The sequence below is a fragment of the Xanthomonas sp. MUS 060 genome (assembly GCF_000963215.1).
Lineage (GTDB): Bacteria > Pseudomonadota > Gammaproteobacteria > Xanthomonadales > Xanthomonadaceae > Xanthomonas_A.
Window position 1 is genome coordinate 207029 of sequence record NZ_JZIM01000001.1, and the last position, 12920, is coordinate 219948.

Genomic DNA, 12920 nt, shown 5'->3' on the forward strand with positions numbered 1-12920 from the left:
CAGTGGCAGCCTCCTGATTGAAATCTTTTTTTAACGTGAGTGTGTATACAAATTGCGACGCTCGGTCGGATGGGGGTGCTGTCCCTCGTTTTGGCTGTCGCTCGACCGCGCTGGTGGGCCATCGCGAGCGAAGCGGATACACTGCCGCCTCGCTAGCCGAGTGCCCTGCCTTGATTTCGTTACGTAATTTCGCCTTGCGCCGCGGCGAGCGGCTGCTGTTGTCCAATGTCGATTTGACTCTCCATGCCGGTTATCGCGTGGGAGTGGTGGGCCGTAACGGTGCCGGCAAGTCCAGTTTGTTTGCCGCGGTGAAGGGCGAGCTGGAGGCCGATAAGGGCGATGTCGACCTGCCTGGCAAAGTGCGCATCGCCAGCGTCGCGCAAGAGACCCCGTCGTTGCCGGACCCCGCGTTGAGCTTCGTGCTCGGTGGCGATACCGTCGTCGCGGCGGTCCTGGCCGAAGAAGCGGCGGCGAGCGCGCGCGAAGATTGGGAAGCGGTGGCGACCGCGCACACGAAAATGGCCGAACTCGGCGCTTACGATGCCGAAGCGCGGGCCGGTAAATTGCTGCATGGTCTGGGTTTCCCGGCGCAGACCCATCACCGCGCGGTGTCCTCGTTCTCCGGCGGCTGGCGGGTGCGCTTGAACCTGGCGCGCGCGTTGATGATGCCCAGCGATCTGTTGCTGCTCGACGAGCCGACCAATCACCTGGACCTGGACGCGGTGTATTGGTTGGAGCAGTGGTTGTTGAAGTATCCGGGTACGTTGCTGCTGATCTCGCACGACCGCGAGTTCCTCGACAACGTGGCCACCCACACCATGCACCTGCATGGCGGTGGTGCCAAGTTGTACACGGGCGGTTACACCGATTTCGAGCGCCAACGCGCCGAACAACTGCGCCAGCAGCAGATCGCCCACGAGAAGGAACAGACCGAGCGCGCCCATCTGCAAAGCTTCATCGACCGATTCAAGGCCAAGGCATCCAAGGCCGCGCAGGCGCAGAGCCGGATGAAGCGCTTGGAGAAATTGGCCGGCACCGAGGCGGTGCGGGCCGAGCGCGAATTCCGCATCGAGCTGGCGCCGCCGGCCAAGTTGCCGTTTTCGTTGATCCGCCTGAACCAGGTGCAGGCCGGTTATGGCCGTGATGCGGTGATTCTGCACAACGTGGGTTTTGGTCTGGAGGCTGGCCAGCGCATCGGCCTGCTCGGCCCCAACGGCGCCGGCAAGACCACGTTGGTGAAGACACTGGTTGGTGAACTGCAGCCGATTGCCGGCGAGCGTATGGCGCATCCGGATCTGCGCATCGGTTATTTCGCTCAGCACACGGTGGAGTCGCTGCACGAAGGCCAGTCGCCGATGGAGCACTTTCGCGAGATCGACAAGGAAGCGAGCAATCAGGCGTTTCGCGATTTCCTCGGCAAGTGGAATTTCCCTGGCGACCGCGCGTTCGAGCCGGTCGATGGTTTTTCCGGTGGTGAACGCGCGCGTCTGGCGCTTGCGTTGATCGCCTGGCAGCAGCCCAACGTGCTATTGCTCGACGAACCGACCAATCACCTGGATTTGGAAATGCGCGAAGCGTTGGCCGAGGCGCTGAGCGACTTCGAGGGGGCGATCGTGATGGTCTCCCACGACCGTCACCTGATCGGTCTGGTCTGCGACAACTTCTGGCGCGTGGCCGATGGAGTGGTCGAGCCGTTCGACGGCGATCTGGACGAATACGCCGCCTGGCTGCGGACACGTCCTGCCGCGCAAGGCACCAAGCAGAAGCTGGCCGAGGCCGCGCCGACTCCGCCGCCAGTGGTCAAACCGTTGCCGACGAAGAAGCCACAAAATCCGCACAAGCTCGCGGCCGCCGAGAAGCGTGTGGGCGAGCTGGAGACGATGCTGGCCGAACTCGATCGTCAACTCGCCGATCCCCGCCACTACGCCGATCCGGAGAAGATGGCGGTGCTCGGTCGCGACCGCGAAGCCACTGCGCAACAACTGGCGCAGGCCGAGCAGGCATGGATGGAGTTGATCGACGGCGGTTAAATCGCTTCGCGCAGGCACCGTCATGGGTGGTGCTCGCACGCATCCGGCGCGATCCGGCGGCGCAGATCTCATGACGGCAGGCGGTCGCCATGAGCGGCGGCGGCATCGGCGCGGGCCGGTATCTGCGTGCGGTGAAGTTATCCCGGACTCAGTCTGTGGTCTTGGCTTGCTCGCGTTGCAACCACTCGCGCAAACGCCGGACGGCGTCGCTCTCGGCGCGCGAACGCAAGCGGGTCAACCAGTAGCGGCCCAGGTCGATGTGGAGCGGGAACGGACACAGCAGGCGTCCGGCGTCCAGATCCTGCGTGAACAGCCGCAGCGGCAGCAGGGCCACGCCGTGACCCGCCACGGCCATGCTCGCCAGGGTCAGCGAGGCGTCGCAGATCGGCCCGTTAGCCTGCACCTCGGTTGCGCCGGCAGCGTGCAGCCAGCGCGGCCACTCGTCCTGTCGATAGGAGCGCAGCAGCGTCGTCTCGGCCAAGTCCGTCGGTGTGCGCAGGGCGTGTGCCAGTGCCGGTGCGCAGACTGGCGCAAATGGCGCGTCCAGGATAGGCGTGGCGCATTGGCCCTGCCAATCGCCGTCGCCGAAACGGATCGCCAGATCCAGGCCCTCGCCGGCCAAATCGACCCGGTTGTTGTGGGTGTACACGCGCAGTTCGATGTCCGGATGCGCGATGTGGAAGGCCTCCAGGCGCGGCAGTAGCCAGCCCACCGCGAAGGTGCCGACGACGCCCACGCGCAAGGTCTCGCGGTAGTGGCCGCCGGCAAAGCGTTGCAGGGTGGCGGCAATGCGGTCGAACGCCTCGGTCAGCACAGGGTGCAGGCGTTGCCCTTCGTCGGTCAGTGCCACGCCGCGCGGCAGGCGTTGGAACAGGACCACGCCCAGGCGTGCTTCCAGATGCTTGATCTGATGGCTCAGCGCGGCTTGGGTCACGCACAGTTCGGCCGCCGCACGGGTCAGGTTCTGGTGCCGCGCGGCGGCCTCGAAGGCGCGCAGGGCATTCAACGGCAGATGCGGACGACTCATCGCAAGGCATCAATTTTTCTTATGGTAGTAATGGAATAACCTCGCTGGTCGGCTTGGGTCAAGCCGGCCATCATCCGGGCTGCTAACGGAGGTGGACGATGCTGACGAGACGACGGTTCTTGCAAGGTGTTGGGGTGGGCGCAAGCGCGCTGGCGGTGGCCGCAGTGCAGGGGAAACCGCTTTCAAACAAGACGCTGGCGCTGCAACAGCGGCTGGCCGAGATCGAGCGCCGCAGCGGTGGCCGGCTGGGCGTTTATCTGCTCGATAGTGGCACCGGCCAGCGCATCGGTCGACGCGAACAGGAGCGTTTCCCGTTATGCAGTACCTTCAAATTTCTATTGGTTGCCGCGGTGCTGCAGCGGGTCGATCGTGGTGAGGTGGGGCTGGATCAGCGGGTGCGGGTCCGCGCGGCGGACGTGGTGTCCTACGCGCCGGTGACCAAGCCGCATGTCGGTGGCACGCTCAGCGTCGATGCGCTGTGTCGGGCGGCCATGATCTTCAGCGATGGCGGGGCGGCCAATCTGTTGTTGCGCTTGGTCGGCGATCCGCCGGGGCTGACCCGCTTCCTGCGCGCGCATGGCGACACCCAGACCCGTTCCGACCGTAACGAGCCATCGATGAACGGCTTCGCACTGGACGATCCGCGCGACACCACCACGCCCGCCGCGATGGCGACCACCATGCGCACGTTGCTGTTGGGCGATGTGTTGCAGCCGGCTTCGCGCCAGCGTCTGATCGATTGGATGATCGACAATCGCACTGGCGAGGACTGTTTACGCGCGGGCTTGCCGGCAGGTTGGAAGATTGGCGACAAGACGGGCAACAACGGCAGCGACAGCCGTAACGACATCGCCATCGTGTGGCCGCCGGGCAGGTCGGCTCCCTTGTTGCTGACCGCCTATTTGAACATGGCGACCGTCGACAGCGATGCACGCGACGCGGCGCTGAAAGCCGTGGCGCAAGCGGTGGTGGCGTGGTGGCCGGGGTGATTCCGTGCACGGTGGCAGTCAGCCCATTGGCGAGGTAGGCGCGGCTTCAATCGGCGGGCATCGAAGTCAAGTGTGATCGCGTCAGCCAGCAAGCAATACCCCTTGGAATCAGCCCGGTTGCTTGCTCACCTCGGACTGGTACAGCCGCGCCGGACCGCCGAGCGCCGGATCGGTATGGCTCGGTCGTCCGGTTTCCACGTGGCCGGCTAGGCGTTGCGCGCCGCCGTCGTCGTGTAGCAACCAGACGTCGTACCAGCCGGCGCTCGGTGCCGCTGACCAGTGTCGTTCGACGGTTTTTCCAGGCGCCAGTTCCAGTTCCAACGCTGGCATTGCGTCGGCGTAGGCACCGGGGCGCACGCGAATGCGTTGTGGGTGCGTCGCAGTGGACTGCAGGCGCAGGCGCAGCGTGTCGGCCGTGGGGGTGGCGGCTTCCACCTCGGCGATCAGTGCCGGTGTGGCGTGTGTGCCGCGGTAATGGCGATGGAAGCCGTTAGCGCCGAGCAGCCACAGATCGTAGTGGTCATCGTGGAGTGTCCAGGTGCCTTCCAGCGTGGCGTCGCGGCCGAGTGTGTAGCGGCGTGGAATCGCGTCCAGGGCATGGCGGTCGTACACGTGCAACACGGTCGCCGCGCCGCTGTTGAGCATGCGCAGCCGCACCGTGCGGTGCGCGGCGTCGGTCTGCAACTGTACGCTGGGGCGATACGGCACGGCACGCGCGCGGCGCACGCCGAAGGGCTGCCGTGGCGCCTGTATCTGCGCAGGCGTCGGTGGCAGTGCGTGTTCGCGCAATGTCGCCGCGCGCGCCGCCGCGGCACGCACGTCGGGTAGGCTGGCGACGAATGGACGCGTGTCGGTCTGGCGGAAATCGAAGGCATCGACCAGGTCGCCGCAGACTGCGCGGCGCCATGGTGTCAGGCCGTGGGCGACGACGCCGAAGCGGCGTTCCAGCAGGCGCAGTACCGAGGTGTGATCGTAGACCTGCGAATCGACCCAGCCGCCACGGCTCCACGGCGAAATCACGTACATCGGCACGCGCGGACCCAGGCCGTAGGGGCGGCCGCGCAGTTCCGGCGGATCGACCTTGTCCTCGCCGGGCGCAGGATGCAGGTGGTATTCGCCATGGGTGTTCACGCTGGATGCGCCGGCCCAGCCGCCGGCCACGGACGGGTCGGGCGAGGGCGGTGCGGGTGGCGGGACGTGGTCGAAGAAACCGTCGTTCTCGTCGAACATCAGCAACAGTGCGGTGCGCGCCCAGACCTCTGGAGCGGCGGTGAGCGCATCGAGTACGCGCGCGGTGTAGGCCGCGCCTTGCGCTGGACTGGAGGGTTCGGGATGCTCGCTGCCGGCGGCGTCGGCAATGATGAAGCTCACCGACGGCAGGCGCGCGGTCAGCACGTCCTCGCGCAACTGCGCCAGGGTGCGGGTACCGACGCCGCGTGTGCGCAATTGCGGATCGTGCCCTGGGGCACCGCGCCACGCCGCGCGAAACGCGGCGAATCCGGCCAGCGGGTTGTCGGTGAAGTTGTCGGCCATGTCCTGATAGATCTGCCAGGACACGCCGGCTTGCTGCAGCGCCTGGACATAGCTGTGCCAGCGGTAGTCGTCGGGATCGCCGCCCAGTTCCGGGAAATTGTCGTGCGAGTTGGCGATCACCGGCCCGCCAGCGCGTGCGTGCGGATCGTTTTGCCCGGTCCACAGGAACACCCGGTTCGGATTGGTGCCGGCCTGGATCGCACAGTGGTAGGCGTCGCATACGGTGAAAGCGTCAGCCAGGGCGAATTGGAATGGCAGGTCGGCACGTTCGTAGTGCGTCAGTGCGTGGTCGCGCTTGGCCGCTGGCCAGCGGCCCATGCGGCCGTGGTCCCAGGCCTGTTGCGCGTTGGGCCAGGTATGCGGCGTGCCCTGCACGCGCATGGTGGCGAAGTCGCGCGCGGTGTGCAGGGGAAATGGTGCAAGCAGTCGTTGGCCATCGGCGCTGGGCTGTAGCCACACGCTGCGCGGCGGCGTTCCCGGCAATGGCGGTGCGGGAATCGGAAAGCGGTCGCCGAAGCCGCGCACGCCGGCCAGGCTGCCGAAGTAGTGATCGAACGCGCGGTTCTCCTGCATCAGGATCACCACGTGCTGCAGGTCGTTCAGGGTGCCGCTGCGCACATCCGGCGCGATCGCGGCGGCGCGCGCGATGCTCGGTGGTAGCAGGCTGGCGGCGCTGGCGGCAAGGCCGGCGCGGAGTAGGCGGCGGCGAGTGAGGTCGGTCATGGCAGGCATGAAACGAAAGCGGCACCGACCATGATAGGCCGCTGGCGGGAGCTTGGCATGTGGTCGGCGATACAGTGCTGAAGGATCGACGATGAATGCGTCTTCGATGCGACTGGGCTGTACGATGAAGGGGCTGTCGCGGTTGTCCACGCCGGTGCGATGTCGCATGTCGATGCGCTGGTCGCTTCGCGGGTTTTCCCTGAATTTTTTGATGTGGCGCGGCGATGGGATGGTGTGACGAAAGCGCGTGTCGCGTGTCTGCCGTCGACGCAGGCTTGCGCTGTCGGTCGCGATGGTGCGGGGCGATGGCACGGGCACGGATGCAGCGTCATCATCGCCATTGCCCTCGCAAACGAATCCGCGACATCACCTGCGGCATCCTCGCCGCCGAGCGCGACAAGGTATGCGCGACAGGACGGACTGCTCGATGTCTCACGAACTGATCTATCTGCTGTTGATCTTCGCGTTGTTGGTCATTCCGCGTGCGCTTCAGCGTTTCGCGATGCCCGCGCCGTTGAGTTGCCTGTTGTTCGGCATCGTGGCGATGCTGGCGATGGGGTCCAAAGCGCATGACCAAGTGGTGAGCCTGCTGGCGACGCTCGGTATTTCCTCACTGTTCCTGTTCGCGGGTCTGGAGGTGGAATTGAAGGCGTTGCGGCGCGGATTGTGGCCGTTACTGCTGCACCTGCTGGTGCGCGGCGGCACCTTGTTCGGCACCGGTTGGTTGGGCTGGCGCTATGCCGGGCTGCCGTGGCAGGCCGCAGGTCTGCTGGCCCTGGCGCTGCTGACGCCGTCCACGGGGTTCATCATCGAGTCGCTGGGGAGGCTGGGGCTCGACGAGGAGGAGCGGTTCTGGGTCACCAGCAAGGCCATCGCCGGCGAATTGCTGGCGCTGGCGGCCCTGTTCGCGATTTTGCAGGCCAGCGATCCGTGGCGGATGGGGCTTTCCACTCTGGCATTGGCGGCGATGCTGATCGGTCTGCCGTTGCTGTTCGTGGGGCTGGGCCGTTGGGTCGCGCCACAGGCGCCGGGATCGGAATTTTCGCTGCTGGTGATGGTGGGTCTGATCGCGGCCTACATCACTTACTGGCTGGGCGTGTACTACCTGGTCGGTGCGTTTATCGCGGGATTGGTGGCGCGCCTGTTGCGCCAGCGCATGCCGTTGCTGGCTTCCGACGAGAATTTGCATGCGGTCAGGTTGTTCGCTTCGTTCTTCGTGCCGTTCTACTTCTTCAATGCGGGCACCAAGGTGCCGAGCGGGGCGCTGAGCTTGCATGCGCTGGGGTTGGGATTGGCAATGACTGTCTGCGTGCTGCCGCTACGCATCGGCATGGTCTGGCTGCAGCGGCGGATGCTGTTCGGCGAGGACGCGCGCAGCAGTCTGCGGGTCTCGTTGGCGCTGACACCGACACTGATTTTCACTCTGGTGCTGGCCGGCATTTTGCGTGATCGCTTCGCCATCGCCGATGCGCTGTTCGGCGGGTTGCTGTTGTATGCGGCATTGAGCACGTTGTTGCCTGCGCTGTTGTTGCGCATGCCCTTCGATGTGACGTTGGTCGAGGCCACGCCCGTCTCCGCAGCACCAGGGCATGCCAACGTCGCGCCGACGTCCGACCAGGCGCGGGCCGTCACCGCGGCCGCGCCATCGACGGCCGCGGCGGCCATGCCGTTGGAGGCCCCGGAGGAGTCGCCGCGGTCGTCATCCGGCTCCATCTGAACCTTCGTGCTTGAAAGTGGGCGGCTGGCCCTCATATTCGCCTTCCCGTTCCTGTTGCGTTTTTGCCGCCATGCCGATTTATGCGTTCCAGTGTGCTGCGTGCGGTCACAGTTTCGATCGCCTGCAGAAGTTGTCCGATCCGGATCCGGAAGTCTGTCCAGCCTGCGCCGCGCCTGCGGTCAAACGTCAGCTCAGCGCCCCGGCGTTCCGTTTGTCCGGCAGTGGCTGGTACGAGACCGATTTCAAGAAGGACGGGGACAAGAAGCGCAATCTGGTCGAATCCGACAGTGGCGGCGAGACAAAGCCGGTGGCACCCTCCGAGCCCGCGCCGAAGCCAGCGGCTGCGCCGTCGAGCCCAGCCTCGGCGCCTGCAGTCTCGACCAAGCCTGCCGCGCCCTAGAACGCCGCACTGTTTCGCAGGGCGGGTCGTCAGCCAACGCGGCTCCACGCAGCGTGGGCGTGACATTGCTGGCGATGTCGCTTGCGGCCAAGGCCGGTTGTGGAAGCGGCGATTTGCCCGGGCCGGCGCGCCGCCGCAGAATATCCGGCTTGCCGGTGCCTTCTGCGCCGGTCGCCCCCCTGCTTGGAGCTTGCGATGCGTACCCACTTTTGCGGCCTGGTCGATGAGACGCTGATCGGCCAAACCGTCACCCTGGCCGGCTGGACCGATGTCGCGCGCAATCTCGGCGGGGTGTGTTTCATCGATCTGCGCGATCACGAGGGCATCGTCCAGGTCATGGTGGAGCCAGAGAACGCCGAGGTGTTCAAGGTCGCCGCCAGTCTCGGTTACGAGGATGTCCTGCAGGTCGAAGGTGTGGTGCGTGCCCGCCACGCGGTCAACGACAAGCTGCGCAGCGGCAAGGTTGAAGTGATCGCCAGCGCCATCACCGTCCTCAATAAAGCCGCGCCGCTACCGTTCCATGCGCATGAGAACCCGGGCGAAGAGACTCGGCTGAAGTACCGCTATCTGGACCTGCGCCGCCCGGAGATGCAGCGCATGCAGCGCACGCGTATCAAGCTGGTGCAGGCGCTGCGCCGCTACCTGGATGAGCGTGGATTCCAGGACATCGAGACGCCGATTCTGACCAAGGCCACCCCGGAGGGCGCGCGTGACTTTCTGGTTCCGGCGCGTATGCATCCGGGCGAGTTCTACGCCTTGCCGCAGTCGCCGCAGTTGTTCAAGCAAATTCTGATGGTGGCCGGTTTCGACCGCTATTACCAGATTGCGCGCTGCTTCCGCGACGAGGCGTTGCGCGCCGACCGCCAGCTCGAATTCACTCAGCTCGATATGGAGTTCGCCTTCGTGCGCGAGCGCGACGTGCAGGATTTCGTTGAAGCGATGATCCGCGCCATTTTCAAGGATGTGGTGGATGTCGAACTGGATGCCAGCTTCCCGCGCATGACGTGGGCCGAGGCGATGCGCCGTTATGGCTCGGACAAGCCGGATCTGCGCATCGAGCTTGAGTTGGTGGACGTGGCCGAACAGGTCAAAGCGTGCGATTTCGCGGCGTTTGCCGGTGCGGCCAACGATCCGGATGGCCGCGTCGCCGCGCTGCGGATTCCAGGCGGCGCCAGCCTGTCACGCAAACAGATCGACGAATACGCCGCGCATGCCGCCAAGTACGGCGCCAAGGGCCTGGCCTACGTCAAGATCGCCGACACTGGCGAGATCAGCTCGCCGATCCAGAAGTTTTTCAGCGAGGCCGTGTTCGCCGCGCTGCTTGCCCACGTCGGTGCGGTTCGCGGCGACATCGTGTTCTTTGGTGCTGGTGGCTATAACAAAGTGTCCGATTTCATGGGCGCATTGCGACTGAAGGCGGGCAAGGACTTCGGCCTGATCGCCGAGGGTTGGCGCCCGCTGTGGGTCACCGATTTCCCGATGTTCGAATGGGACGAGGAAGCGCAGCGTTACGTGGCCCTGCATCACCCCTTCACCGCGCCGGCGGTGGACGATATCGCCACGTTGCGCGCACATGCCAAGACCGCCGTGTCGCGTGGCTACGACATGGTGCTCAACGGCAACGAAATCGGCGGCGGTTCGATCCGTATCCATCGTCCGGACATGCAGAGCGCAGTGTTCGAGCTGCTGGGCATCGGGGTCGAGGAGGCGCGGGCCAAGTTCGGCTTCTTGCTCGATGCGCTGAACTACGGTGCGCCGCCGCACGGTGGCATCGCCTTTGGCATCGACCGTATCGCGGCATTGATGGCTGGCACCGAGTCGATTCGCGACGTGATTCCGTTCCCCAAGACCACCGGCGCGCAGGACCTGATGACCGATGCGCCGTCGCCGATTGCCGACACGCAATTGGCCGAGGTGCACGTGCAGGTACGGCCACGCGCGCTGTAGTTTTCTTTATCTATCCACCTGTCTTAGCGAAGAGAGTCACATGAGCGAGAACGCATTCAATCTGGAGTGGGAAACCCTCGGTAATGACGGTGCAGTGGATGCCATCGTCACCCAGCGTGCGCGCGTATTCGGCGGATGGCTGGTGCGCGTGGGTCAAGGCGCCAACGCACCGCTGGCCTTCGTAGAGGATCCGGAAGGCCGCTGGGATGGCGAGGATTTCGGCGAAGACGATTACGAATACGAGGAAGACGAGGACGAGGAATACGACGAGGACGAAGAGGGCGAAGAGGGCGAGGAAGAAGAAGGCGAGGAGGGAAGCGACGACGAGGCCTCCGACGCAGAACACACGGCGCGCTGAGCGGTGCGGATTCGCCGCGCCGGGCTCGACGATGCCGAGGCGGTGACGCGGATCGCGACGGCGACGTTCAGCGAAACCTTCGGTCATCTCTATCCCGAATCGGACCTGTGTGCCTTCCTGGAAGAGGCGTATTCGCTCGCGCGTGCGCAGGTCGTGTTGACGCATCCGGACTATGCGCTCTGGCTGGTCGAGCACGATGGCGCGGTGATCGGGCATGCCGCGGCTGGCCCGTGCGGGTTGCCGCATGTGCAGGTGCGGCCCGGCGATGGCGAATTGAAGCGGCTGTACCTGCTGCGCGCCTACCAGAACAGTGGCTGGGGCAGTCGTCTGTTCGAGACCGCATTGGCTTGGCTGGAGCGCGATGGTCCGCGCACGCTGTGGGTGGGCGTGTGGTCGGAGAATCTCGCTGCGCAGCGCTTCTATGCGCGCTACGGTTTCGAGAAGGTGGGGACCTACGAATTCCCGGTGGGGCAGGTCCGCGACCTGGAGTTCATTCTGCGCAGGCCGTCGCTGCGTGGCTAATCGAGACGCATGAAGCGGTTGTGCAATGACGGTCGCGCTTGGCGTGTACGCCAGATCGCCCTGGTTCAAGCCATGCCTCGCGACCTGCGCCAGGATCGTTGTGGTGTTTTTCTAGACGACGGCGCTTGCCTTGTTGGCGTCACTCGTGGCTGAGCGCATGTCTTCGCAGGTGCTGTTGCTGCATGGGATATGGAATGCGCGGCCATACCTGTTGCCATTGGCGCTGCGGTTGCGTCGTCAGGGGTTCCAGGTGACCTGTGTCGGCTATTCGACGGTCTTCGGTGGTGCCGAGGCGGCGTTACCGCAGTTGCATGCGCACATCGCGCGTCTGGCGGTCTCGGGGCCAGTGGCCCTGGTCGGGCACAGCTTGGGTGGCCTGATCGCACTGCATGCCTTGCGCCAGATGCCCGCGCTGCCAGTGACAAGGGTGGTGTGTCTTGGCAGTCCATTGGCAGGCAGTGCTGTCGCTGGGGCCTTGGTTCAGCGCGGCCTTGGCGTGGTGTTGGGGCGCAGCGCCGCGTTGTTGCAACGCGGACTGTGCGGCTGGGATGGCGCAGCGCAGGTCGGCTCAATCGCCGGAACGCTGCCGCGTGGGTTGGGGATGCGTTTTGCTGCCTTGGGTCCGGCTTCCGACGGGACCGTGGCCCTCGCCGAGACCTGGGTGCCGGGGCTCAGCGACCATTGCCAGGTCCGGGCCAGTCATAGCGGCCTTTTGCTCTCCTCGCAGGCCGCGCGCCAGGTTGCCGCGTTCCTGCGCGACGGGCGCTTCGCCGGATGAATCGCGCACAGCGATGGGGCGTGGCAGCGCAATCGAGTAAGATTCGCCGTCTGTCCTTACAGATGTCCGGAACGCCCCATGGGTAGAGGCCCCTCGATCGAAGCCCGCAAGAACGCATCCGATGCGAAGCGTGGCAAGATTTTCACCAAGATCATCCGCGAGATCGGCGTTGCCGCGCGTGCAGGCGGCGGCGATCCGTCGAACAATTCCGCGGCTGCGGGTGGCGATGGACAAGGGCCTGGCGTCTAACATGTCCAAGGACGTGATCGAGCGCGCGATCAAGAAAGCCACCGGCGAGCTGGAAGGGGTGGAGTACGAGGAAATCCGTTACGAGGGCTACGCGCCGGGCGGAGTGGCGGTGATCGTGGACTGCCTGACCGACAACCGTGTCCGCACCGTGGCCGATGTGCGCCATGCCTTCAGCAAGTGCGGCGGCAACATGGGGACCGAAGGTTCCGTGGCCTTCATGTTCAAGCGTCTGGGCGTGCTCAGCTTCGCCGCCGGTGCCGACGAGGAAAAAATCACCGAGGCGGCGATCGAGGCCGGTGCCGACGACATCGTGGTCTATCCAGAGGATGGGGCGATCGACGTGCTGACCGCGCCGGACACCTTCCAGGCGGTCAAGGACGCCATGGACGCGGCCGGACTGGTTGCCGACCATGCCGACATCACGTTTCGCGCCGACAACGATATCGCGGTGGATAGCGATACCGGCATGCAGGTGCGCAAGTTGTTGGACATGCTGGAAGACCTCGACGATGTGCAGAACGTTTACTCCAACGTGGATCAGGCTGCATTGAGTGGCGGGGGCTGATGGTGTGTTCGCCGGGATCCGGTGGGCTTGCCGGGAGCGCGACGCGATACAGCGCGTTGCCAGCGCCTGACGCGCCCTCGTC

General features: G+C 65.3%; 10 protein-coding genes and 1 pseudogene. 9 read left to right on the forward strand and 2 right to left on the reverse strand.

Annotated elements, in window-relative coordinates; translation table 11 throughout:
- Positions 1 to 170: 170 nt before the first annotated feature.
- Positions 171 to 2030 carry an ABC-F family ATP-binding cassette domain-containing protein gene (locus XANALMUS060_RS00860; RefSeq protein WP_045736752.1) on the forward strand — a complete coding sequence of 620 codons (1860 nt, stop codon included), beginning with the start codon at positions 171 to 173 and terminating at the stop codon, positions 2028 to 2030.
- A 148-nt stretch (positions 2031 to 2178) separates the two neighbouring features.
- On the opposite strand, the gene XANALMUS060_RS00865 is transcribed toward XANALMUS060_RS00860, so the two are convergent.
- Entirely contained in the window at positions 2179 to 3057 is an 879-nt protein-coding gene (locus XANALMUS060_RS00865) for a LysR substrate-binding domain-containing protein (RefSeq protein WP_045736753.1), read from the reverse strand.
- A gap of 98 nt (positions 3058 to 3155) precedes the next feature.
- On the opposite strand from XANALMUS060_RS00865, the gene bla reads away from it, so the two are divergent.
- A complete protein-coding gene (gene bla / locus XANALMUS060_RS00870; protein WP_045736754.1) occupies positions 3156 to 4046 on the forward strand; it encodes a class A beta-lactamase in 891 nt (296 codons plus the stop codon).
- Between the two features lie 108 nt (positions 4047 to 4154).
- Here the strand turns inward: bla and XANALMUS060_RS00875 are convergent, their stop codons facing one another.
- Entirely contained in the window at positions 4155 to 6302 is a 2148-nt protein-coding gene (locus XANALMUS060_RS00875) for a phospholipase C, phosphocholine-specific (protein ID WP_045737056.1), read from the reverse strand.
- 427 nt (positions 6303 to 6729) lie between these two features.
- Between XANALMUS060_RS00875 and XANALMUS060_RS00880 the strand changes: the two genes are divergently transcribed.
- The 7 genes and pseudogenes from XANALMUS060_RS00880 (at position 6730) to XANALMUS060_RS00910 (ending at position 12838) form a co-directional block, all read left to right on the forward strand.
- Positions 6730 to 8019: a cation:proton antiporter gene (locus tag XANALMUS060_RS00880; RefSeq protein WP_082064827.1), complete on the forward strand. Its 1290-nt coding sequence runs from the start codon at positions 6730 to 6732 to the stop codon at positions 8017 to 8019.
- A gap of 70 nt (positions 8020 to 8089) precedes the next feature.
- Positions 8090 to 8419: a zinc ribbon domain-containing protein gene (locus tag XANALMUS060_RS00885; protein WP_045736755.1), complete on the forward strand. Its 330-nt coding sequence runs from the start codon at positions 8090 to 8092 to the stop codon at positions 8417 to 8419.
- 195 nt (positions 8420 to 8614) lie between these two features.
- Positions 8615 to 10366 carry an aspartate--tRNA ligase gene (gene aspS / locus XANALMUS060_RS00890; RefSeq protein WP_045728268.1) on the forward strand — a complete coding sequence of 584 codons (1752 nt, stop codon included), beginning with the start codon at positions 8615 to 8617 and terminating at the stop codon, positions 10364 to 10366.
- Between the two features lie 40 nt (positions 10367 to 10406).
- Entirely contained in the window at positions 10407 to 10724 is a 318-nt protein-coding gene (locus XANALMUS060_RS20430) for a hypothetical protein (RefSeq protein ID WP_045736756.1), read from the forward strand.
- Positions 10725 to 10727: 3 nt separating this feature from the next.
- Positions 10728 to 11246, forward strand: a complete 519-nt coding sequence (locus tag XANALMUS060_RS00900) for a GNAT family N-acetyltransferase (protein ID WP_045736757.1) — start codon at positions 10728 to 10730, stop codon at positions 11244 to 11246.
- 157 nt (positions 11247 to 11403) lie between these two features.
- Entirely contained in the window at positions 11404 to 12024 is a 621-nt protein-coding gene (locus XANALMUS060_RS00905; RefSeq protein ID WP_045736758.1) for an alpha/beta fold hydrolase, read from the forward strand.
- A gap of 78 nt (positions 12025 to 12102) precedes the next feature.
- Positions 12103 to 12838 (forward strand): annotated as a pseudogene (locus XANALMUS060_RS00910) (YebC/PmpR family DNA-binding transcriptional regulator).
- Positions 12839 to 12920: the final 82 nt, after the last annotated feature.

Bases quoted from the DNA above. Each gene is read 5' to 3' on its own strand.
- bla (WP_045736754.1), top strand. From the start codon at position 3,156: ATGCTGACGAGACGACGGTTCTTGCAAGGTGTTGGGGTGGGCGCAAGC.
- aspS (WP_045728268.1), top strand. From the start codon at position 8,615: ATGCGTACCCACTTTTGCGGCCTGGTCGATGAGACGCTGATCGGCCAA.
- XANALMUS060_RS00905 (WP_045736758.1), top strand. From the start codon at position 11,404: ATGTCTTCGCAGGTGCTGTTGCTGCATGGGATATGGAATGCGCGGCCA.
- XANALMUS060_RS00880 (WP_082064827.1), top strand. From the start codon at position 6,730: ATGTCTCACGAACTGATCTATCTGCTGTTGATCTTCGCGTTGTTGGTC.
- XANALMUS060_RS00885 (WP_045736755.1), top strand. From the start codon at position 8,090: ATGCCGATTTATGCGTTCCAGTGTGCTGCGTGCGGTCACAGTTTCGAT.
- XANALMUS060_RS00865 (WP_045736753.1), bottom strand. From the start codon at position 3,057: ATGAGTCGTCCGCATCTGCCGTTGAATGCCCTGCGCGCCTTCGAGGCC.
- XANALMUS060_RS20430 (WP_045736756.1), top strand. From the start codon at position 10,407: ATGAGCGAGAACGCATTCAATCTGGAGTGGGAAACCCTCGGTAATGAC.
- XANALMUS060_RS00875 (WP_045737056.1), bottom strand. From the start codon at position 6,302: ATGACCGACCTCACTCGCCGCCGCCTACTCCGCGCCGGCCTTGCCGCC.